Origin of the sequence: Klebsiella sp. GN_Kp190, assembly GCF_040061795.1 — a bacterium.
Taxonomy (GTDB): Bacteria; Pseudomonadota; Gammaproteobacteria; order Enterobacterales; family Enterobacteriaceae; genus Klebsiella; species Klebsiella michiganensis.
The window spans coordinates 68,324-88,848 of the sequence record NZ_JBEAFN010000004.1; the positions used below are offsets into that span (position 1 = coordinate 68,324).

A 20,525-nucleotide genomic window follows, 5' to 3' on the forward strand; every position below is an offset into this window, starting at 1 on the left:
ACTTGTCTATACAAGCATACGCAAGCCAGGATTTAACACAAAAGATACATTTTTGTTATATTGCGTCAGCAATCACGTTTTGCCGACGCGCAGGAAGATCAGGAACCAAAATGGCCCTGCAGACGGTAGCGGCTGCCGGGGAAAATCAGGCGCGCGTGGGAAACGATATGGGTGGTGGACCAGGTGCGGCGGCGGATCAGCAGACACGGGTCGTGCGCGTGAATATGCAGCAGCGCGCACTCCTCCGCCGTTGCCTGCACCGCCTCAACAATGTGCTCCCCTTCGGTCAGAGGGGCGATCAGCGACAGATAGTCGTGGGGCGTGGTCGCGGTATAGTCCTGACGCAGATAGTCCGGCACCACGGAGGCGTTGACGCAGCGGTCCTCAATCTGTACCGGGACCTCATTTTCAAAATGCACCATCAGCGAATGGAAAATCCGCGTACCGGCGGCCACGTTGAGCGCCGCGGCCTGAATCAGATCCGCCTGCGTTTCCTCCAGCAGCACCACCTCGCAGCGGTGCTGATGATGACGAGAGGTAATTTCCTCCGCGATGCTGCGCACTTCAAACAGCGCCGACTGCCCTTTCGGCTCCGCGACAAACGTCCCCACCCCCTGTAATCGCACCAGCCGGCCTTCATCGGTCAGCTCGCGCAGCGCCCGATTGATGGTCATCCGGCTAAAGCCAAACTGCGCCACCAGCTCCGCCTCCGAAGGAATGCGATCGTGCGGACGCCAGACGCCGCTGTGGATCTTTTCGCTAATAGCCTGTTTCACCTTTTCATAGAAAGGCGCAGGCGCGGAACGAGGTTGCGATGAGAACATGGCCGGGCTTCCTTGTGCGAATGGGCGGCGAAACGTCCAGAATATACTGAATCGCTACTGCCACCAATGGGCGATTTGCCGCGCCTCCGCGCTGTGGTCGCGCCCCTGACAAATCCCGGCGGCCGTCGGTTGTCATAGCTTCATGCGATTTCTCCTCGCACCACGCGCTGCCAGAGCGGGCTGCGCCCCGGCTCGTAAACCATCTCAACCGGATGCTCCGCTTCCCAGATAGCAAAATCAGCAACGAAGCCCGGCGCCAGCCGGCCGTGGCTCGCCTGGCGGCCCAGCGCCTGCGCCGCATGACGGGTTACGCCTGCCCACGCCTCCTCCGGCGTTAAGCCAAATTTCACGCAGGCCATATTCATCGCCAGATGCAGGCTGGCGAAGGGGCTGGTGCCGGGGTTGTAGTCCGTCGCCACCGCCATCGGAACCTGATATTCGCGCAGCAGTTCAACCGGCGGCCTGCGGGTTTCGTTAAGGAAATAGAACGCGCCGGGCAGGAGCACCGCCACGGTGCCGCTGCGGCTCATCGCCGCCACGCCCTCTGGGGTCAGGTATTCAATATGGTCGGCGGACAGGCCTTTATAGCGGCTCACTAATTCGGCGCCGCCCAGCGAAGAGAGCTGCTCAACGTGACCTTTTACCGGGATACCTAATGCCTGGGCCGTACTGTAAACCCGTTCAGTCTGCGCGGGGGTAAAGCCGACGTTTTCGCAGAAGGCATCGACGCTTTCAAATAGCCCCTCTTCCCACAGCGTGGGCAGAATGATTTCGCATACCAGATTGATATAGCCGTCCGGGTCGCCTTTATATTCCGGTGGCGTGGCGTGGGCGGAGAGTAGCGTGGGGGAAATCTCAACGGTATGCGTTGCGGCAAGCTGTTGTACAACCCGCAGCATTTTACGTTCGTTTGCGAGATCCAGTCCGTAGCCGGACTTGATCTCCAGGGTGGTGACCCCTTCGCGCAGCAGACGAGCCAGCCGCTGCCGGGCCAGCGCCAGCAGCTCCGTCTCGCTGCTTTCCCGGGTGGCGCGCACGGTCGCGTTAATGCCGCCGCCGTTGGCGCTAATGTTCTGGTAGGAGACGCCGTTGAGGCGCTGCTCCCACTCCTGCGCCCGGCTGCCGCCGAAGACCAGGTGCGTGTGGCAATCAATCAGCCCCGGCGTGAGCAGCCTGCCGCCGAGGTCAATACTCTGCCCTGCGGGCGCCTCGCTTTCGGGCACAATAGCTTCAATGCGTCCATCGCGCACCAGCAGCGCATGATGCTCCACGAGTCCATACGGCTGAGAGAAACGCGGATCGAGCGTGGCCAGGCGGACGTTTCGCCAGATTACGCGTTCGGAAGGTGTGTGTGTCATAGCGGTCAACTTGTCATGGGTTGTATAGACATTTATTTTGATTCCGCGAGAAATGTCAACTCAGCCCCCGGCAAATGTTATTTATTTGTGATCAAAAGCGGCTCGTTTCCGGCTCTTATTATGTAAAGAAACAACTTTTTTGCGCTACGTCTTCCCGTTTCGCTTAAGTTGGTATAAAACAGCAGGCTTTAAAGGACCTATACCCTTAATTTATTCTTGCCCGGAGCAACATGAACACATATTCCGTTTCCCGCCTGGCGCTGGCGCTGGCCTTTGGCGTGACGTTGTCCGCCTGTAGTTCGACGCCTGCCGATCAACAGCCCTCAACGCAAACAGCGCCGGGCACGGCCTCTCGTCCAGTTTTAACCGCCGATGAGGCGAAAAACTTCTTACCGGCGAGCTATTTCCAGTCTCTCGATCCTAACGCCGCTGCGTGGAGCCCGTCCGCCATCAGCCTCCCGGCGCAGCCGGATTTTGTTGTGGGTCCTGCGGGTACCCAGGGGGTAACCCACACCACGATTCAGGCCGCGCTGGATGCAGCGATTACCCGCCACTCCAATCGTCGTCAGTTTATCGCCATCATGCCGGGTGAATATGCGGGCACCGTATACGTTCCGGCGGCGCCTGGCGCGCTGACCCTGTACGGCACCGGTGAGAAGCCGATTGATGTAAAAATCAGCGCAGCGATTGATTCAGAAATGGATCCGGTCTCCTGGCGTCACCAGGTTAATCCGGGCGGCAAATATATGCCGGGCAAACCGGCCTGGTATATGTACGACAGCTGCCAGAGCAGACGTGCCGCCACCGTTGGCGTGATGTGCTCAGCGGTATTCTGGTCGCAGAATAACGATCTCCAGCTACAGAACCTGACTATCGCCAACAACCTCGGCGACAGCGTAGACGCGGGCACCCATCAGGCCGTGGCGCTGCGTAGCGATGGCGATCGGGTACAGATTAACAAGGTGAATATCCTCGGTCGCCAGAACACCTTTTTCGTGACCAACAGCGGCGTACAAAACCGCCTGCAGGATAACCGTCAGACCCGAACCCTGGTCAGCAACAGCTATATTGAAGGCGACGTCGATATCGTTTCCGGTCGTGGGGCAGTCGTGTTCGACAATACCGACTTCCGCGTGGTCAACTCGCGCACCCAGAAAGAGGGCTACGTCTTTGCGCCAGCGACCCTGAAGAGCGTGACCTACGGCTTCCTGGCGATTAACAGCCGCTTTACCGCTTCCGGCGATAACGTCGCGCAGCTGGGCCGCTCTCTGGACGTTGACGGCAACACCAATGGCCAGGTCGTTATTCGCGATAGCGTCATTAATGAAGGCTTTAATATTGCCAAACCGTGGGCTGATGCCGTCGGTTCAAACCGTCCGTTTAGCGGCAACACCGGTACTGCGGATGCCAAAGGCAACCCGCAGCGTAACCTGAATGACGCTAACTTCAACCGCATGTGGGAATACAACAACCGCGGCGTGGGAAGCTTTGTCGTCGCTGAACCGAAGCAGTAACGCTTACGCCAAAAGGGGGAAGCTATTCCCCCTTTGTCTCTTTCTCTTCCCGCTGTGCCCTTCCCGCTTCTTCACCGCTATCCCCTCATCCTGTAGGTTATCCCTGTACAGACGCCGTTCTGTACAACTTTTTCACATTATCTTTACAATAAATAACCATATAAAACAACATCTTACGAGACAATGTTAAAAAAACCAACTAAATGTACAAAATTAATTCGGAAAAATTGTACATCCTGAAGATCGTGACTATAGTTATTACGTAAGTTTTAAATTCTGCATTACAGCATTCTTATGATTTAAAAAAATGCACACCATTTCCTTTGAGATGGTGAAGAACCGTAGAGCAAAGATGATTTTTATCCCGCATCTTTGTTTGTTGATTTATTGTCTAACATAACCCGAGATATACCATGCAGATTAAAAATACTATTCCTGCAGAGTTTATTTCTAACTCTGCTTTGCTGAAAAATATCGAACACATGGTGCAGACCCAAACGGAGAGCGAAGCCGTTAGCCATGAGCGTTTAATCGTTGAGGTTCAGCGGCGCCTGAATCTCGAGAAAAATGAAATACTCGCCGATTTATATATGCAAACGCTGCATGTGCTACGTGGTAAAAACCATCACTAAGCATGATATGTGATTTGTTAAATTAAGCCATTATTAACACTTCTACCTCGGAGGACAAATGAATAACGACAAGCAAGGTCACTTTTTTAATCATTACGATCTTTGGATTAACAATAACCTTCTTCGTCAAGGATTACAGCTTGTACTCGATTCATTATCACCAGGCTGTTTTCATGGAAAATATGTCTTTTTCACCAGCGATAACTATTATGCGGTGCTTAATCATCATTACGATCGCAAAAGAGTTCGTTTTGTCCTGCTCACCGACGGTAATGATTTGAACTTCCTGAGCGAAATACCAATGTACAGAATCCCGGCGCGCTCAACGCCCGCTGAGATAAAATCGTTTATTCTCCGCCCCACCTTGTTCGGTAAGAAGCCTGACCGGGAATCTGAAAGTATCGTTTTTACCAATCGCGAAAAAGAAGTGATTCGCCTGATGAACGATGGTGAAGCGATGGCAAATATAGGGAAGTCGCTGAATTTACATATTAAAACAATTTATCAAATTCGCCTGACCTTAATCAAAAAGCTCGGCTGCTCGGGTCGGACAGATTTTTTTAATATTAGCCGCAGCGAAACGTTTAAAGCCTGGACCCAGCTCAATTTCTGATAATTTACCTGCCAGCGCATGTTGCCATGCTTCAGGAAGACAAGCGGCGGAATAACATCTCTAAAAATGTTCCGCTGCTAACCCTCTAAGACGCTTACTCTCCGTGAAACTCAATGGTGAAGCCCTGGCTTTGCCAGTGGCTAAGTAATTCTGCCTGCAAGGGGGTCAGCGCGCGGCCGGTCCAGACAAAAATGTGCTGACCAGGAAACAGTTCCGGGCGAGGAGAATCCAGCGGCTCCGCCAGCACGTTGACGTGCCAGGCGCGCTGCGATAAACGCCACGCTTCCAGCCACAGACGGGTACGGTCTTCATTACCCCACCCCACCAACAGCGTCTCTTTCCCCACCTTTTTGCGCGATTCCGCAAGAATGGACGCTACGCAATCAATCAGGATACCGTCCAGCATACTGATAATCGCCATGGAGGTGTTCGGATCGAGATTGAGCTTACTGCGGACGGGGACAAAGAGCCGGTCAATCAGTTTATCTACGGGATATTCATGGCTGAGGGACATGATGCGGGTGCGTAATTTTGAGGGCTGGACACCTCGCAGAAGCGTCATCATCTCTTCCTGGAGCAGGACGGCAGCGTCTTGCGTTTCAGGCTGATGGCCTTCCAGAAGCGCCTTAACCTTGCCCACGGAGACCCCGCGATCGATCCAGCGTTTGATTTCCTCAATGCGCTGAACGTCCTCCTCGTCAAACTGGCGGTGTCCTCCCTCGCTTCTCTGCGGCTTTAGCAAACCATATCTTCGCTGCCATGCACGCAAAGTCACGGGGTTGATTCCGCAACGTTCGGCAACTTCACCGATGCTGTAATATGCCATTAGCGCCCTCTAACCTGATAATACTTTACCGACTAAATTAACGAATTTAGCCTGGTTGTACAATTAACTTTTCTTGTACAGCTAAAATAAACAGGTCGGGCGCCGATATACTGGGCAAAAAAACAGGGCTTATTTTACCGTTATACACCGCTTTTTAACCGACACGCTGCGCTGAGCCGGGGTCAAAATTTAAAGAAGCTCACACGCTATTTTTTTCTCTGGCCATGCTACCGGCGGAATGCCTCCCAGACACGGACTGGCAAATAAATTTCCCTGGAAATGCGTAATCCCCGCTGACTCCAGCCACATCCACTCCTCCGCCTGCTCGATACCCACCGCAGAAATGGCGATTTCCAGGGAGTGACAGCATTTAATAATCGCCTGAACGATTGCCTGTTTTGGGCCGTGCTTATGGATATCTTTGACCAGCTGGCGATTAATCTTGATGCGGTCCGGCTGAAACTGAGCCAGCAGCAATAGCCCGGCAAACCCGGCGCCAAAATGATCGATAGCCACGCGAATTCCCGCAGACTTGAGCTTACGCACGGAATCGGTGAATTCATCAAGACGGGAAATGGCTTCGCTTTCGGTAAATTCCACAATAATTTGCTCAGGGATCAAACCGCTGGCTTCAATTTCCGCTAACAGAAATTCGACAGCGTTGGGAACATTCACCAGCGTCATGGGCAGCAGATTAATCGACAACGTGCGTCCACGGAGGTGCAAAAGTCCCGCCATGGCGAAGGCAATGCGCTTGCTGTGGAGATCCGTCCAGTAGATTTCCTCTCGCGAAAGTCCGTCAAAATAGACCGCTGGCGAATCACCGGAAGTCGTGCGCAGCAGCGCTTCGTAGGAGACGACCTCTTTGGCAAACGGATCGATGACCGGCTGAAAAGCAAAGCTGCATTCGGCCTCTTGCAGCGGAGTTTCAGGGTAGCAGGCAGCCTCTTCTATCACAAACTCCCAGCTTTCAGCCGCAGGAATTTCGTAATAGTTTTCCTTTTCCGTGGCTTCGACGAAGGTACGGAAAAAATGGAGCGCTCTGTCGTCATAGGTGAGCTGATATTTTGTGGTCCCTTTATCCAGCACAGCCTGCAGCACTTCATCGCGGTCAAACTCTCGTAAATCAAAGAGTTCCATGCCAATTTTACCAAAGCGCCGCATCGGTCCATGATCCCTGAGCAGCTCCACGAGGTTATGGTGCCGCGGGTCTGCGCAGATAAGGCGGTAAATTTCCTCAACCTTCTCTTCAGGTCCTTCTAATAGCTGAAAAAAATGGGTGCCGTTAAAAAGCAGAATACCCGACACGTTTTCCTGACTATTTTTGACATTTGCTTCAGCAACCATGCTTTCGAGCGATTTAATTGACACGTTGTCGCAGATATGGCTGCGATAAATAATGGTAGTGAGCATGAAGTTTCCGACAGAAGAGATGAAAGCTAATAAGATATTACAGTAGCAGGTCTACCCGCATAAGTCCTGTAAAAGAGCCCGAGTCATTAACAAATAAATCACATTAACACCCTCTTTTCGCTGGCGTTCTTGCCTTCCTGTATACCTGTACAATCCGTACATCTCCACTCGATGTTTACCTTAAGATTTGTACAATTTTAAAACCATATAAATCAATATGTTATAAAAAACATTAAGAAAATTAACATATTTTTTCCATTTTATATGTACAAGTTGATAAACATTGTATAACTTTAATCGCAACTTCACTGATAATTGAACTTACAGGAGCACATATGCAGCAGAACGGTTACATTCCTGACACGGCTAACGCTATTGCCCACTACTTCAATAAAGCGTCGTTACCTTCGCAGCAGGAGACGTTAGGGCAGATTGTAATGGATATCCTTAATGAAGGACGCAACCTGAATCGCAAATCCCTGTGTACGAAACTGCTGGGTCGCCTTGAAGTGGCTTCAGAACCTGAAGAAGAAAACCATTATCAAACGTTGATTGGCCTCTTGTTTGAGCATCAGTGATAAAAGTGGCTTCAGCTATCTGGTGATTTAAGTCGTTACTGAATGAGGAAATATAAGGGATGGGCCAGTATCTGACACGGATTACCGGCTTGCTACTAAATTCCCAGTCAAGGAGATGACAATGATCAGAGATACCGTTATGAATCGCAATGATTATGATCCACTAACCGATTTATTGATTGGAGAGGCTGTCCTCTCTCTACTCAAAAATAAGGGGCCTATTAGTAAACAAGCACTGATTGGTAAACTCCAGGCCATGCAGGCTGGGGAACAGGATAAAAAGCGGCGGAATGCAATTGGGCGTATTATCGATGAAATCAGTAATATGGTAGCTCGCCGTGGAAAAAACAATACCGTGGGTACTTCAGGCGCTAAGCATAATTGGGATGAGCCGAATTCGTTATTAGGTTCCCCTCAGCAGCCAGGTACGAATAAAATACACTGACCACTACTGGTCGAATGTTTAACTTACAAAGTAGAGAATATGATGAGACAGACTATGCATCAGCAACCGGATATTTACGCAGGCCTGAACGATACCGCACTCTCTGAATATTTCCGCAACGCAGGCGACAGACTGATCGATGAATCAGCGGTGATGTCGCTGGCTATCAGCAGCATCCTTGAGTCTGAGGGTCACCTCAGCAACAAGGCGATTATTTTGTGGTTAATTACGGCGCTGGAAACCACCAGCGATGTTGTAACTGCAGACGTTATCCGCAAAACCCTGGAAATCGTCGTCAGCTACACCATGGATGATATCTGATTTATTAACCGGCTGTAATTAAACAGGGAAGTCACATATCGCTAAGCGAATGGTTATATTATTACAGAAGCCGTGGATATACGTTAAATCCGGGCGCGGTATCTCTCTTTTTAAAACTCTGCCCCTGTCGTCAGATCAATAATCAGGACGGGGCAGGTTTTCCAAAAAAGATAATCATTGTCTGCAATATAATCCGGCAATGAATGCCATTAATCCCCTGCAAAATATTTCCCGTATTGCTGAGCTAAAACATCGCAGCCAGGCGGCGAATTCCCTCGGTCAAAACCGCTGGGGGATGGTTTGCAAAACCGAATAGAACTCCTTCGCGCGAGATCGGCCGCTGACAATAGCGCTCAAACGTCTGCACGCCGAAACCTGGCTGGCGCGCCTTAGCGACAACCTCTTCTGCCTTTAAACCCGCTGATAGCCAGCAGACTATGTGAATACCCGAATCCGTTGGATGTACGACCATGCGCCCGGCAAAGTAGCGTGCAATCGCCGCCTCCAGCGCGCTTTTACGCTCAAAACAGGCTTTGCGAATACGACGGACGTGGCTGGCATAGTGCCCCTCGCTGATGAAACGGGCCAGGACGGCCTGTTCGAGATATCCACTACAGAGATCGGTGTAATATTTCGTCATGGCAAACTGTTCACGCAAATGCTCGGGGACCACTAAAAAGCCCAGCCGGAACTCCGGATACATCATCTTAGAAAATGTGCCCGCGTAGATGACGCGCTGATGATTATCTAACCCCTGCAACGCCTGCAGAGAGCGGGCGGCATAGCGGAATTCGCTATTGTAATCGTCTTCAAATATCCACGCCCGATGGGCTTCCGCCCATTCCAGTAAGGCGAGCCTTCTGGGCAGGCTAAGCGTTCCACTGAGCGGGAACTGGTGCGACGGCGCGGTATAGACCAGCTTAGCTTGCGGGTAATGGCGAATGCCATCCTGAATATCCATGCCCTCCTCGTCAACCCGAACGGGCCGGACCACCGCTCCCCTGGCGGCGAATGCGCCGCGGGCGCCGTTGTATCCGGGATCGTCGAGCCAGACTTCATCGCCCTTTTCCAGTAAAGCCTGAGCGGTGATGGAAAGCGCTTGCTGAATACCGTTGACAATGATCACCCGATCTTCGTGGCAATTGACGCCGCGCGTCGCCTGAATATAGCGACTAATCGCCTGGCGTAGAGGTTGATATCCATAGGGCGTGGCGTGCGCTCCCAGCTCACGACGCGATTGCCGCCAGACGCGCCCCAGCAGCCGCCCCCATAAAGCATGAGGGAAGAGATCGGTACAGCCGATACCGACGGCAAAAACCTGACGCATTTCGCCGCTGTCCTCTCTTTCTGACCATGATGAAACCAGTGCGGCGACATCAGGATTAAGCGGCCCTGCGGCGGCTATTGCCGTTTCGGGCGGCGTCGACGCGTCATACTCGCTAATGAGGTTATCCGGGATATGCTCGCAGACAAAGGTGCCCGCCCCCTTGCGCGTGACCAGGTACCCCTCATCCATCAGGCGGTCAAAACCGGCAATAACCGAGTTTCGCGAGATCGCCATCATCTCAGCCAGCGCCCGGCTGGAGGGGATTTTTGAACCCGCCGACAATCGGCCATCCAGAATCGCCTGACGCAGGGCGTGGTAGACCTGATCTTTAATCACGCCGCGGGCTAATAACAGTTCCTGAAACAGAGGGGCAATGGGTTTTGGCATGAGCGGCAGCGGGCATCGACGGCATAAAAGTGGATCCTATAAATATACAGAAAGTGTCACTTTTTAGGAACCAGAACAGCACCTACCATAGCGCCAGGTCAAATCACCCGGTTGATAAAAATAAGGAACAGCCATGAATAGCAACAAAACCGACGTTAACCTCGCGCAGGTAACCCTCCATCCCGCGGCTGAAAGCGACTTTGCCCAGTGGCTGCCGCTGTGGAAAAGCTACCAGACGTTTTATCGCGTCGACATCCCGGAAAGCATCACGCAGCTCACCTGGAAGCGCTTTTTCCATCCCGCCGAGCCGATGTTCTGCGCAGTGGCAAAACAGGAAGGCAGGATAGTGGGTTTCGTACATTATCTCTTCCACCGCTCCACCTGGGCCGAAAGCGACTACTGCTATCTGGAGGACCTCTTCGTTGACCCGGCCGTTCGCGGTCAGCATATCGGCAAGCAGCTGATTGAGTATGTTCAGCTGCAGGCGCGCAAACGTCACGCAGCCAGCCTGTACTGGCACACGCATGAGACCAACCTTCGGGGCCAGCGTCTGTATAACTGGGTCGCGGAGAAAAGCGGCATGATTGAGTATCGTATGCGGGTGAAGTAGCCCCTGCGCAGGCGTAAAAAAACCTCGCCGCGGCGAGGTTTCGTCACTGACAGAGAACTTAGCGAGCGTTGACCACGACCCACATCGGGCCCTGGCCTACGGCATAGCGCCCTTTTTCCTGGAGCAGCCCCTGCTCGCCTTTGATTTCATACACCGCGATATGATGCGATTTCTGACCGGCGGCGATCAGATATTTGCCGCTATGATCGAGGTTAAAGCCGCGCGGCTGGGTCTCGGTATTCTGATAGCCTTCGATGGACAGCACGCTGCCGTCTTCCGAGACGCTGAAGATAGTGATAATGCTGGCGGTACGATCGCAGGCGTAGAGATGACGGCCATCCGGGGTCAGATGGATATCCGCCGCCCAGCGCACGCCGGCAAAATCAGGCGGCATCATGTCCAGCGTCTGCACGCATTCGATTTTTCCGTACGGATCTTTCAGCTCCCAGACGTCAACGGAGCTGTTCAGTTCGTTGACGCAGTAGCCGTATTGCTGATTCGGATGGAACACCATGTGACGCGGGCCCGCGCCTTCAACGGTGGTCACTTCAGCCGGCTCCTGTTCTGCGAGGAAACCGTCGTCGCTCAGGGTAAACAGGCAGATACGATCCTGCTTCAGCGCCGGTACCCACAGGGTGCGATTATCGGGAGAGATATTTGCCGAGTGGCAGCCTTCCAGACCTTCAACCACCGCCACCGCTTCTCGCGGCAGGCCGTCCACCAGCGGCGTAACGCTCACGCAGCCCGCGTTATAGGAAGCGCTGAACACAAAGCGCCCCTGACGATCGGTAGAAATATGCGTTGGGCTACCCGGCAGCGCGGCTTCGCCGGCGAAAGTCAGGGCGCCATTATCGGGCGCAATGCGGTAGGCCAGTACGCGAAACTCCGGACGCACGCCGACGTAGAGAAACTCTTTGTTCGGGCTCACCACCATCGGCTGCACCTGGCCCGGGGCATCAACAACCTGCACCAGGGTCAGTTTCCCCTCAAGATCCAGATCCCAGACGTGAATCTGCTGGCTTTCCGGGCTGGCGGTATAAACGGTTTGTTTCATGAATACTCCTTCCTCACTGCACGTGGAAATTTCATTTTTCAGACTAACGACACCCTGAAAAACACAATATGCATACACAACGCTCTTCAGGTTGCCTCCTGGCAGCCTGAAAGATCAAGTGTATCGGCTCTTTAGCGGTAGATGCTGAAAAGTTTGCCGGAATGGCACAGCGGTGTACCATCATAGCCTGCTAACTTTTCATCATTAACCGGAAACAACCCATGACCTCACGCGTGATTGCCCTCGATTTAGACGGCACGCTCTTAACCGGCAAAAAGACCATCCTCCCCGCCTCGCTCGATGCGCTGGCTCGCGCCAAAGACGCGGGATATCAGATCATCGTCGTCACCGGCCGACATCACGTCGCTATCCATCCTTTTTATCAGGCGCTGGCGCTGGATACACCTGCAATTTGCTGCAATGGCACTTATTTGTATGATTATCATGCAAAAAAGGTGCTTGAATCCGACCCGATGCCGGTAGATAAAGCCCTGAGCCTGACGGAAATGCTGAACGAGCATGATATTCACGGCCTGATGTACGTCGATGACGCCATGCTGTACGAGCAGCCGACCGGGCACGTTATCCGCACCGCCAGCTGGGCGCAGTCGCTGCCCGTCGAGCAGCGACCGGTATTCACTCAGGTCGATTCTCTGGCGCAGGCGGCCCGCGAAGTTAACGCCGTGTGGAAATTTGCCCTGACCGATGAAGATACCGCCAAACTGCAGCGCTTTGCCCAACACGTTGGCCAGACGCTGGGTCTGGAGTGCGAATGGTCGTGGCACGATCAGGTGGACATTGCCCGGGAAGGCAACAGCAAAGGCAAACGCCTGGCGCAGTGGGTCGCGTCGCAGGGCCTGGCGATGCAGGATGTTATCGCCTTCGGCGACAACTATAACGACCTCAGCATGCTGGAAGCCGCCGGTACCGGCGTGGCGATGGGCAACGCGGTGGAAGAGGTCAAAGCGCGCGCCAACGTGGTGATCGGTGAAAACGAAACCACCAGCATCGCCGACTACATCTATCGCCACCTGCTGTAATCAGGCGGCTATCGACACGCTTTTTATCTGCGCATACAGCCGCTGGCCCGGGGTCACCCCCAGCTCATCGCGAGCCCAGGGGCTGATGCGCGCCCACAGGGTACGACCGCATATCTCCAGCCTGACCTCAACCTGCCCATGACTTTCAATACACTGCATGACCTGCGCGGGTAAAATATTGCGGATACTGGTTTGCTGAGCGGGCTGCAGTACCAGAGAAACGTCCGAGGCCTGAATGCGGATCCGCGCGCTTTCGCCCTGCGGCCTGTCAAGACGGTTAACCCATATCTGCCGATCCCCCAGCGCCAGCGCGGTCATGGCATACTGCGGATGCTGAGCGGCAACGGTCACGTTCAGGATCGTGCTTTGCTGCTCCTGGGGAAGCCAGGGGTGCATCACGCTGCTGCTCCACACCTCTTCCAGACAGCCAAAGGCTTTCACTTTCCCCTCTTCCAGCACCAGCACGTTATCCGCCAGATGCTGGATTTCATCCAGAGAGTGGCTAACGTACAGCATCGGGATCTTGATTTCACGCGCCAGACGCTGCAGATAGGGCAACAGCTCGCGCTTGCGCGGAATATCCAGCGATGCCAGCGGCTCATCCAGCAGCAGCAGCTCCGGCGCGGTAAGCAGCGCCCGGCCAATCGCCACCCGCTGCTTCTCCCCACCGGAGAGGCCGCCCGGCAGGCGGTCAAGCAGCGGCGCAATGCCGAGCAGCGCCACCAGCTTGTCAAACTGCGCCGCCATAGACTTTGCCATGCCATATTGCAGATTGCCGCGCACTTTATAGTGCGGAAACAGGCGCGCGTCCTGAAAAACGTAGCCAATGCGGCGCTTTTCCGGCGCCAGGCAGATACCTTTATCAACGTCGTTCAGCACCCTGCCGTTGAGGACGATGCGCCCCTGCTGCGGGCGCGTCAGGCCGCTAATGGCGTTAATCAGCGAGGTTTTACCCGCGCCGGAGACGCCGAACACCGCCGTAATGCCGCTGGCGGGAAGCGTCTCGCGAATTTGCAGACAGTGGGTACCCAGCGTCTGGGTAAAATCGAGCTCAAGCATGTTTATTTCCCCATCCGCTGACGGCTGAGGCGGGCCAGCCATTCGGAAATCAGCAGCGATACCAGCGCCAGCGCAATCGAAATCAAGCATAAACGCGCGGCCGCGCCTTCTCCCCCGGGGGTCTGGATCAGGGTATACATGGCCGAAGGGATGGTGCGCGTTTCGCCGGGAATATTGGAAACAAACGTGATGGTGGCGCCAAATTCGCCCAGCGAGCGGGCGAAAGCCAGCACGGTGCCAACGATAATGCCGGGTAGCGTCAACGGTAACGTAATAGTGAAAAACACCCGCCAGCGGCCAGCGCCGAGGGTACGCGCCGCCTGCTCGAGCTTGATGTCCACCCCTTCCAGCGCGAGGCGAATGGCCCGCACCATCAGCGGAAAGGACATCACCGCCGCCGCCAGTACCGCGCCGCGCCAGCTAAACGCGAAGCTCAGACCAAACCAGTCATACAGCCAGCTGCCGATAAAACCGCGTCGCCCCATCGCGATCAGCAAGAGATACCCTACAACCACCGGTGGCAATACCAGCGGCAGGTGGAGAATGCTATCGAGCAGCGCTTTACCGGGAAAATCTCGTCGCACCAGCAGCCAGGAGAAAAAGATGCCAAAAGGCAAGCTCAGTACCACCGCCAGGGAGGAGACTTTCAGGCTCAGCAGTACCGCCTGCCATTCAGGATCGCTTAAGAACATTAGTGGGTAGTAAATCCGTAACGTGTAAAGATGGCGGAAGCTTCCGGCCCTTTTAAATAGTCATAAAACGCGCTGACCGTGGCATTTTTATGGCCGTCGACGATTGCCAGCGGATATTCCACTTTCTTATGCGAATCTTCCGGGAAGGTACCGACAACTTTTACCCCCTTGCTGGCGACCGCATCGGAGCCGTAAACGATCCCCAGCGGCGCTTCGCTGCGTTCAACCAGGGCCAGCGCGCCGCGCACGTCTTCTGCCGGCGCCAGCTTCGGCGACAGGGTTTCCCAGGCTCCCAGCTTTTGCAGCGCCTCTTTCGCATAGATGCCAGCAGGCACGTGTTCCGGGTCACCTACGGCCAGGCGGCCGCCTTTCAGCAGGCTGGTCCAGTCGGTTTTATCACTGATGTTTACCTCGCCCTGCGCGCTGGCTTTTGGCGCCACGACAACCAGGCTGTTACCGAGAAGGGTCGCGCGCGAGGCGGTATCAATGCTCTTTTTCCCGACCGCGTAATCCATCCATTTTTGATCGGCGGAGATAAACAGATCCGCCGGCGCCCCCGCTTCAATCTGCCGTGCCAGGGTCGATGAAGAGGCAAATGAAGAAACCACCTCCACGCCCTTCTCTTTTTTATACTCTTTGGCGATATCCTGCATGGCGTTGGTGAGCGATGCCGCGGCAAAAACCGTCACTTTGCCCTCTTCCGCCAGCGCGTGGCCCGCAACGGAGAGCGTTAACGTTGCTCCGGCAAAAAAGCGTAACCATTGACCTGTCATCTGAATCTCCCGTCGGTTCGTTATGTAATAGACAATATAACGATAGCGCCAGGTTTTTCCCAGCGAAAATTAGGGGTAATCAGCGTTCGAAAAATGGAGGGGGGGAAGAAATAAGGACGCCCGGCAGAACCGGGCGCGGGGGAAATCAGTGATTTTGCGGTCTGCTGTCTTTATGACCGGCTCCGGAGAAGAGGTTAAACACTTCGCCCAGCCCGTAAATCAGGCCCAGAATGACCGCCATCACCACAGGGACCATGACTACGGCAAAAACCAGACTTTTCAATAGCTCTAACATGGTTGGCTCCAGAAAGTACGAATAGTTTATTGTAACCAATTCAGCCGGAAAAACACGCCCCATTTGTGCGGTGCCCCGCAGGCCACCGTGAGAGATGCATCTTGCAAGATGACCGCTATCGGTCACAATATCCTTTTTCATCAGGATATGATTATGCAGGCTGAAATTCTTCTTACCCTCAAATTACAGCAGCGCCTGTTCGCCGATCCTCGCCGTATCGCCCTGCTGAAACAGATTGAACAGACCGGCTCGATTAGCCAGGGGGCAAAAAACGCGGGCATTAGCTATAAAAGCGCCTGGGATGCGATTAATGAAATGAATCAGCTCAGCGAGCAGACCCTGGTTGACCGGGCGACCGGTGGCAAAGGCGGCGGCGGCGCGGTCCTCACCCGCTACGGGCAGCGGCTGATTCAGCTCTACGACCTGCTGGCGCAGATTCAGCAGAAAGCATTCGATGTCCTGAGCGATGATGACGCCCTTCCCCTCGACAGCCTGCTGGCTGCCATTTCGCGATTCTCTCTGCAGACCAGCGCGCGCAACCAGTGGTTTGGCACCATTACCGGCCGCGACCATCAGCAGGTCCAGCAGCACGTTGACGTTCTGCTGGCCGACGGCCAAACCCGCTTTAAGGTCGCGATTACCGCCCAAAGCGCCGATCGTCTGGGCCTTGAGGAAGGCCAGGAGGTACTGGTGCTGCTGAAAGCGCCGTGGGTTGGCATTACTCAGGATGCCGCACAGGCGGAACGGGCCGACAACCAGCTGGCCGGACGTATCAACCACATCGAACGCGGGCCGGAACAGTGTGAAGTGCTGATGGCGCTCCCGGATGGGCAGAGCCTTTGCGCCACCCTGCCGGTGGAACAGACGCGCGATCTGGCGGAAGGGGCGGAGGTGATAGCATATTTTAATGCCGATCGCATCATTCTTGCCACGTTGTGCTAACGGCATTGACATTGCGCTCGCGAAGACGTATCCCTGAAACAAATCGCTGCAAAAAGTGGGATACACAATGTCATTGTTGCAAATTTCGCAAGGCACGTTTCGTCTTAGCGATACAAAAACGTTAAATATTGAACACCTCCGCGTGCAGGCTGGCGAGAGCTGGGCTTTCGTCGGCAGCAACGGCAGCGGGAAATCGGCGCTTGCGCGGGCGCTCTCCGGCGAGCTGACCCTGCTAAGCGGGCAGCGTGAGTGCACCTTCTCGCGCATCACCCGTCTCTCTTTTGAGCAGCTGCAAAAGCTGGTCAGCGATGAGTGGCAGCGCAATAACACCGATTTGCTCAGCCCGGGAGAAGAAGACACCGGCCGCACGACGGCGGAAATTATCCAGGATGAGTTTAAAGACCCCTCCCGCTGCGCTCGCCTTGCTGAACAGTTTGCAATTAGCCACCTGCTCGAACGCCGTTTTAAATATCTCTCTACCGGCGAAACGCGCAAGACCCTGCTGTGCCAGGCGCTGATGGGCGATCCCGACCTGCTTATTCTTGATGAGCCGTTCGATGGTCTTGATGTCGCCTCGCGCCAGCAGCTCGCCGGGATGTTGGCCGCGCTGAACGGCGAAGGTATCACCCTGGTGCTGGTCCTCAATCGTTTTGACGAGATCCCGGCGTTCGTTCAGTATGCCGGGGTGCTGGCGGACTGCGTGCTGAGCGAAACCGGCGAAAAGCAGGCCCTGCTGCAGCAGGCGCTTATTGCCCAGCTCGCCCATAGCGAAAAGCTTGACGGCATGACGCTGCCGGAGCCGGACGCACCGGCAGCGCGTCTTGCGCTGGACGCCGAAGCGCCGCTCATCGTGCTGAACGACGGCGTGGTTTCGTACAACGATCGTCCGATCATTAACCGCCTGAGCTGGACGGTGAACCCTGGCGAACACTGGCAGATAGTCGGCCCCAACGGCGCCGGTAAATCCACGCTGCTCAGCCTGATCGCCGGCGACCATCCTCAGGGATACAGCAACGACCTGACCCTGTTTGGCCGCCGCCGCGGCAGCGGTGAAACCATCTGGGATATCAAAAAGCATATTGGCTACGTCAGCAGCAGCCTGCACCTTGAATACCGCGTCAGCACCAACGTGCGTAACGTGATTCTCTCCGGCTACTTCGACTCAATCGGCATCTATCAGGCCGTATCTGACAAGCAGCATAAGCTGGTGCAGAACTGGCTGGATATTCTGGGTATCGACAAACGCACCGCCGATGCGCCGTTCCATAGCCTCTCCTGGGGGCAGCAGCGGCTGGCGCTGATCGTCCGCGCCCTGGTCAAACATCCCACTCTGCTGATCCTTGACGAACCGCTGCAGGGGCTGGACCCGCTCAACCGCCAGCTGGTGCGCCGCTTCGTTGATGTGCTGATTGGCGAAGGGGCGACGCAGCTGCTGTTTGTCTCTCATCACGCCGAAGACGCCCCGGACTGTATCACCCACCGACTGGCCTTTGTGAGTAGTGGAGACGGTTACACTTACCAGCTGGATCCGCTGTAAAATTAAGCCTGTACAGGGGTCTGCTGATCCCTGTTTTTTTCAGAATAATAGCTACCAGACATAACATCACCCTGTTTTTAAAACAAAAAAACTCAAATGGGCTGTTTAAAAATTTTAGTGTAAACGATTCCACCAATTTGGCCTGTGTCACACTTTTGGCTTCTTTGGTATGCTATCTTCTTCTCACACGATAAGCCTATTGGAGCGAATCATGAAAGTACTGGTTACAGGTGGTAGCGGTTACATTGGAAGTCACACCTGCGTTCAACTGCTACTGCAGGGACACGAAGTGATTATTCTCGACAATCTCTGCAACAGTAAGCGCAGCGTATTGCCAATCATTGAACGTCTCGGCGGGAAAAGCGCCACCTTTGTCGAAGGCGACATTCGTAACGAAGCGCTGATGACGGAAATTCTCCACGATCACGCCATTGAAGCGGTGATCCATTTCGCCGGCCTGAAAGCCGTCGGAGAATCCGTCGCTAAGCCGCTCGAGTACTACGACAACAACGTAACCGGCACACTGAAACTCGTTTCCGCCATGCGCGCCGCGGGCGTGAAAAACTTTATTTTCAGCTCCTCCGCGACCGTCTACGGCGACCAGCCCAAAATCCCTTACGTCGAAAGCTTCCCGACCGGTACGCCTCAGAGCCCTTACGGTAAAAGCAAGCTGATGGTTGAGCAGATCCTGACCGACCTGCAAAAAGCGCAGCCGGACTGGAGCATCGCGCTGCTGCGCTACTTCAATCCGGTCGGCGCGCATCCGTCGGGCGATATGGGGGAAGATCCGCAGGGTATTCCGAACAACCTGATGCCGTATATCGCGCAGGTCGCGGTTGGCCGTCGTGAATCGCTGGCGGTATTCGGCAACGACTACCCAACCGAAGATGGCACCGGCGTACGCGACTACATTCACGTGATGGACCTGGCAGACGGCCACGTCGCGGCGATGGAAAAACTGGCCGATAAAGCCGGCGTGCATATCTATAACCTTGGCGCAGGCGTCGGCAGCAGCGTGCTCGACGTGGTCAACGCATTTAGCAAAGCCTGCGGCAAACCGATTAACTACCACTTCGCACCGCGCCGCGAAGGCGACCTCCCGGCCTACTGGGCGGACGCTGAAAAGGCCGATCGCGAGCTGAACTGGCGCGTGACGCGCAACCTTGACGAAATGGCGCAGGACACCTGGCACTGGCAGTCCCGTCATCCGCAGGGTTATCCCGACTAAGGAACCTTCATGAGCGTATTTAACCCCGTCGACCATCCACATCGTCGTTATAACCCGTTAACCGGGCAGTGGATTCTGGTTTCTCCGCATCGCGCCAAGCGCCCCTGGCAGGGGGCGCAGGAAACGCCGGCAAAACAGACCTTGCCCGCGCACGACCCGGACTGTTTCCTGTGCCCGGGTAATACCCGCGTCACCGGCGACAAAAACCCGAACTACACCGGTACGTTTGTTTTTACCAATGACTTTGCGGCTTTGATGACCGATACCCCTGACGCCCCGGAAAGCGACGACCCGCTTATGCGCTGTCAGAGCGCCCGCGGTACCAGCCGGGTCATCTGCTTCTCGCCAGACCACAGCAAAACGCTGCCGGAACTGAGCGTAGAGGCGCTGGAAGGCGTGGTTAAAACGTGGCAGGAGCAGACCGCCGACCTCGGGAAAACCTACCCGTGGGTGCAGGTCTTTGAAAATAAAGGCGCGGCAATGGGCTGCTCCAACCCACATCCGCATGGCCAGGTGTGGGCAAACAGCTTTCTGCCTAACGAGGCGGAACGCGAAGATCGTCTGCAAAAAGCGTACTTCACCGAGCACGGCGCGCCGATGCTGGTGGATTACGCGCAGCGCGAATTAGCCGACGGTAGCCGCACCGTCGTCGAGACCGAACACTGGCTCGCGGTGGTCCCTTACTGGGCAGCGTGGCCCTTCGAGACGCTGCTGTTGCCGAAAGCGCACGTACAGCGCCTGACTGATTTAACCGATGACCAGCGCAGCGACCTCGCGCTGGCGCTGAAAAAGCTGACCAGCCGTTACGACAACCTGTTCCAGTGCTCATTCCCCTACTCTATGGGCTGGCACGGCGCGCCGTTTAACGATGAAGAGAATAATCACTGGCAGCTGCACGCGCATTTTTATCCGCCGCTGCTGCGCTCCGCGACGGTGCGTAAATTTATGGTCGGCTATGAAATGCTGGCTGAAACCCAGCGTGACCTGACGGCCGAGCAGGCCGCCGAACGTCTGCGCGCTGTGAGCGACGTCCATTTTCGCGAATCCGGAGTATAAC

The 20,525-nt window shown here is 55.0% G+C and carries 22 protein-coding genes; 12 read left to right on the top strand and 10 right to left on the bottom strand.

The window, feature by feature from the left end; translation table 11 throughout:
• Positions 1 to 98 precede the first annotated feature (98 nt).
• Positions 99 to 824, bottom strand: coding sequence for a histidine utilization repressor (locus tag ABLU67_RS01845; RefSeq protein ID WP_025108120.1), 726 nt, complete (start codon positions 822 to 824; stop codon positions 99 to 101).
• A gap of 140 nt (positions 825 to 964) precedes the next feature.
• A complete protein-coding gene (hutI, locus tag ABLU67_RS01850; RefSeq protein WP_320407854.1) occupies positions 965 to 2,236 on the bottom strand; it encodes an imidazolonepropionase in 1,272 nt (423 codons plus the stop codon).
• Between the two features lie 176 nt (positions 2,237 to 2,412).
• Between hutI and ABLU67_RS01855 the strand changes: the two genes are divergently transcribed.
• From ABLU67_RS01855 to ABLU67_RS01865, 3 genes are all read left to right on the top strand, one after another.
• Positions 2,413 to 3,696, top strand: a complete 1,284-nt coding sequence (locus ABLU67_RS01855) for a putative acyl-CoA thioester hydrolase (protein WP_348852128.1) — start codon at positions 2,413 to 2,415, stop codon at positions 3,694 to 3,696.
• A 413-nt stretch (positions 3,697 to 4,109) separates the two neighbouring features.
• Positions 4,110 to 4,328: a hypothetical protein gene (locus tag ABLU67_RS01860; protein WP_025108122.1), complete on the top strand. Its 219-nt coding sequence runs from the start codon at positions 4,110 to 4,112 to the stop codon at positions 4,326 to 4,328.
• 58 nt (positions 4,329 to 4,386) lie between these two features.
• Complete coding sequence (locus ABLU67_RS01865; RefSeq protein ID WP_004849021.1) at positions 4,387 to 4,941, top strand: LuxR C-terminal-related transcriptional regulator; 555 nt, start codon at positions 4,387 to 4,389, stop codon at positions 4,939 to 4,941.
• 94 nt (positions 4,942 to 5,035) lie between these two features.
• Here the strand turns inward: ABLU67_RS01865 and ABLU67_RS01870 are convergent, their stop codons facing one another.
• Both ABLU67_RS01870 and ABLU67_RS01875 read right to left on the bottom strand, forming a co-directional pair.
• Positions 5,036 to 5,767 carry a MerR family transcriptional regulator gene (locus tag ABLU67_RS01870; protein ID WP_014228475.1) on the bottom strand — a complete coding sequence of 244 codons (732 nt, stop codon included), beginning with the start codon at positions 5,765 to 5,767 and terminating at the stop codon, positions 5,036 to 5,038.
• 189 nt (positions 5,768 to 5,956) lie between these two features.
• A complete protein-coding gene (locus ABLU67_RS01875; protein ID WP_187228767.1) occupies positions 5,957 to 7,180 on the bottom strand; it encodes a diguanylate phosphodiesterase in 1,224 nt (407 codons plus the stop codon).
• A 335-nt stretch (positions 7,181 to 7,515) separates the two neighbouring features.
• Between ABLU67_RS01875 and ycgZ the strand changes: the two genes are divergently transcribed.
• From ycgZ to ABLU67_RS01890, 3 genes are all read left to right on the top strand, one after another.
• Entirely contained in the window at positions 7,516 to 7,758 is a 243-nt protein-coding gene (gene ycgZ, locus ABLU67_RS01880) for a regulatory protein YcgZ (protein WP_004849015.1), read from the top strand.
• A gap of 121 nt (positions 7,759 to 7,879) precedes the next feature.
• Positions 7,880 to 8,203, top strand: coding sequence for a hypothetical protein (locus tag ABLU67_RS01885; RefSeq protein WP_032694536.1), 324 nt, complete (start codon positions 7,880 to 7,882; stop codon positions 8,201 to 8,203).
• Between the two features lie 54 nt (positions 8,204 to 8,257).
• On the top strand, positions 8,258 to 8,524 hold the full coding sequence (locus ABLU67_RS01890) for a biofilm development regulator YmgB/AriR family protein (RefSeq protein ID WP_004849010.1): 267 nt from the start codon (positions 8,258 to 8,260) through the stop codon (positions 8,522 to 8,524).
• A gap of 244 nt (positions 8,525 to 8,768) precedes the next feature.
• Here ABLU67_RS01890 and ABLU67_RS01895 read toward each other — a convergent pair whose 3' ends face one another.
• Entirely contained in the window at positions 8,769 to 10,238 is a 1,470-nt protein-coding gene (locus tag ABLU67_RS01895) for a PLP-dependent aminotransferase family protein (protein WP_348852129.1), read from the bottom strand.
• A 133-nt stretch (positions 10,239 to 10,371) separates the two neighbouring features.
• Here ABLU67_RS01895 and ABLU67_RS01900 point away from each other — a divergent pair, with 133 nt between their 5' ends.
• Positions 10,372 to 10,848 (top strand): GNAT family N-acetyltransferase, encoded by a 477-nt coding sequence (locus tag ABLU67_RS01900; protein ID WP_025108126.1) that lies wholly within the window; start codon positions 10,372 to 10,374, stop codon positions 10,846 to 10,848.
• Between the two features lie 58 nt (positions 10,849 to 10,906).
• On the opposite strand, the gene pgl is transcribed toward ABLU67_RS01900, so the two are convergent.
• On the bottom strand, positions 10,907 to 11,902 hold the full coding sequence (gene pgl / locus ABLU67_RS01905) for a 6-phosphogluconolactonase (protein ID WP_014228470.1): 996 nt from the start codon (positions 11,900 to 11,902) through the stop codon (positions 10,907 to 10,909).
• A 221-nt stretch (positions 11,903 to 12,123) separates the two neighbouring features.
• Between pgl and ABLU67_RS01910 the strand changes: the two genes are divergently transcribed.
• A complete protein-coding gene (locus ABLU67_RS01910) occupies positions 12,124 to 12,942 on the top strand; it encodes a pyridoxal phosphatase (protein WP_048261177.1) in 819 nt (272 codons plus the stop codon).
• Here ABLU67_RS01910 and modC read toward each other — a convergent pair whose 3' ends face one another.
• The 4 genes from modC to ABLU67_RS01930 form a co-directional block, all read right to left on the bottom strand.
• Positions 12,943 to 14,001 carry a molybdenum ABC transporter ATP-binding protein ModC gene (gene modC / locus ABLU67_RS01915; RefSeq protein ID WP_348852130.1) on the bottom strand — a complete coding sequence of 353 codons (1,059 nt, stop codon included), beginning with the start codon at positions 13,999 to 14,001 and terminating at the stop codon, positions 12,943 to 12,945.
• A 2-nt stretch (positions 14,002 to 14,003) separates the two neighbouring features.
• Positions 14,004 to 14,693, bottom strand: a complete 690-nt coding sequence (modB, locus tag ABLU67_RS01920; RefSeq protein WP_004848997.1) for a molybdate ABC transporter permease subunit — start codon at positions 14,691 to 14,693, stop codon at positions 14,004 to 14,006.
• Positions 14,693 to 15,466, bottom strand: a complete 774-nt coding sequence (gene modA / locus ABLU67_RS01925) for a molybdate ABC transporter substrate-binding protein (RefSeq protein ID WP_265836745.1) — start codon at positions 15,464 to 15,466, stop codon at positions 14,693 to 14,695. Before modA ends, modB begins: the two co-directional genes overlap by 1 nt.
• A gap of 145 nt (positions 15,467 to 15,611) precedes the next feature.
• Positions 15,612 to 15,761 (bottom strand): AcrZ family multidrug efflux pump-associated protein, encoded by a 150-nt coding sequence (locus ABLU67_RS01930; protein WP_004848993.1) that lies wholly within the window; start codon positions 15,759 to 15,761, stop codon positions 15,612 to 15,614.
• 153 nt (positions 15,762 to 15,914) lie between these two features.
• Here ABLU67_RS01930 and modE point away from each other — a divergent pair, with 153 nt between their 5' ends.
• From modE to galT, 4 genes are all read left to right on the top strand, one after another.
• On the top strand, positions 15,915 to 16,703 hold the full coding sequence (gene modE / locus ABLU67_RS01935) for a molybdenum-dependent transcriptional regulator (RefSeq protein WP_004848991.1): 789 nt from the start codon (positions 15,915 to 15,917) through the stop codon (positions 16,701 to 16,703).
• A gap of 67 nt (positions 16,704 to 16,770) precedes the next feature.
• Positions 16,771 to 18,240 (top strand): molybdate ABC transporter ATP-binding protein ModF, encoded by a 1,470-nt coding sequence (modF, locus tag ABLU67_RS01940; RefSeq protein WP_025108129.1) that lies wholly within the window; start codon positions 16,771 to 16,773, stop codon positions 18,238 to 18,240.
• 211 nt (positions 18,241 to 18,451) lie between these two features.
• Positions 18,452 to 19,468 carry a UDP-glucose 4-epimerase GalE gene (gene galE, locus ABLU67_RS01945; protein WP_004130603.1) on the top strand — a complete coding sequence of 339 codons (1,017 nt, stop codon included), beginning with the start codon at positions 18,452 to 18,454 and terminating at the stop codon, positions 19,466 to 19,468.
• Between the two features lie 9 nt (positions 19,469 to 19,477).
• Entirely contained in the window at positions 19,478 to 20,524 is a 1,047-nt protein-coding gene (galT, locus tag ABLU67_RS01950) for a galactose-1-phosphate uridylyltransferase (protein ID WP_004848986.1), read from the top strand.
• The last annotated feature ends 1 nt before the right edge of the window (position 20,525 follow it).

Excerpts from the sequence above, each read along its gene's own strand:
- ycgZ (WP_004849015.1), top strand. The coding sequence starts at position 7,516 with ATGCAGCAGAACGGTTACATTCCTGACACGGCTAACGCTATTGCCCAC.
- modE (WP_004848991.1), top strand. The coding sequence starts at position 15,915 with ATGCAGGCTGAAATTCTTCTTACCCTCAAATTACAGCAGCGCCTGTTC.
- galT (WP_004848986.1), top strand. The coding sequence starts at position 19,478 with ATGAGCGTATTTAACCCCGTCGACCATCCACATCGTCGTTATAACCCG.
- modC (WP_348852130.1), bottom strand. The coding sequence starts at position 14,001 with ATGCTTGAGCTCGATTTTACCCAGACGCTGGGTACCCACTGTCTGCAA.
- ABLU67_RS01870 (WP_014228475.1), bottom strand. The coding sequence starts at position 5,767 with ATGGCATATTACAGCATCGGTGAAGTTGCCGAACGTTGCGGAATCAAC.
- ABLU67_RS01910 (WP_048261177.1), top strand. The coding sequence starts at position 12,124 with ATGACCTCACGCGTGATTGCCCTCGATTTAGACGGCACGCTCTTAACC.
- modA (WP_265836745.1), bottom strand. The coding sequence starts at position 15,466 with ATGACAGGTCAATGGTTACGCTTTTTTGCCGGAGCAACGTTAACGCTC.
- ABLU67_RS01855 (WP_348852128.1), top strand. The coding sequence starts at position 2,413 with ATGAACACATATTCCGTTTCCCGCCTGGCGCTGGCGCTGGCCTTTGGC.
- ABLU67_RS01875 (WP_187228767.1), bottom strand. The coding sequence starts at position 7,180 with ATGCTCACTACCATTATTTATCGCAGCCATATCTGCGACAACGTGTCA.
- ABLU67_RS01895 (WP_348852129.1), bottom strand. The coding sequence starts at position 10,238 with ATGCCAAAACCCATTGCCCCTCTGTTTCAGGAACTGTTATTAGCCCGC.
- ABLU67_RS01865 (WP_004849021.1), top strand. The coding sequence starts at position 4,387 with ATGAATAACGACAAGCAAGGTCACTTTTTTAATCATTACGATCTTTGG.
- ABLU67_RS01845 (WP_025108120.1), bottom strand. The coding sequence starts at position 824 with ATGTTCTCATCGCAACCTCGTTCCGCGCCTGCGCCTTTCTATGAAAAG.
- ABLU67_RS01890 (WP_004849010.1), top strand. The coding sequence starts at position 8,258 with ATGCATCAGCAACCGGATATTTACGCAGGCCTGAACGATACCGCACTC.
- ABLU67_RS01860 (WP_025108122.1), top strand. The coding sequence starts at position 4,110 with ATGCAGATTAAAAATACTATTCCTGCAGAGTTTATTTCTAACTCTGCT.
- ABLU67_RS01930 (WP_004848993.1), bottom strand. The coding sequence starts at position 15,761 with ATGTTAGAGCTATTGAAAAGTCTGGTTTTTGCCGTAGTCATGGTCCCT.
- ABLU67_RS01900 (WP_025108126.1), top strand. The coding sequence starts at position 10,372 with ATGAATAGCAACAAAACCGACGTTAACCTCGCGCAGGTAACCCTCCAT.
- pgl (WP_014228470.1), bottom strand. The coding sequence starts at position 11,902 with ATGAAACAAACCGTTTATACCGCCAGCCCGGAAAGCCAGCAGATTCAC.
- galE (WP_004130603.1), top strand. The coding sequence starts at position 18,452 with ATGAAAGTACTGGTTACAGGTGGTAGCGGTTACATTGGAAGTCACACC.
- modF (WP_025108129.1), top strand. The coding sequence starts at position 16,771 with ATGTCATTGTTGCAAATTTCGCAAGGCACGTTTCGTCTTAGCGATACA.
- modB (WP_004848997.1), bottom strand. The coding sequence starts at position 14,693 with ATGTTCTTAAGCGATCCTGAATGGCAGGCGGTACTGCTGAGCCTGAAA.
- ABLU67_RS01885 (WP_032694536.1), top strand. The coding sequence starts at position 7,880 with ATGATCAGAGATACCGTTATGAATCGCAATGATTATGATCCACTAACC.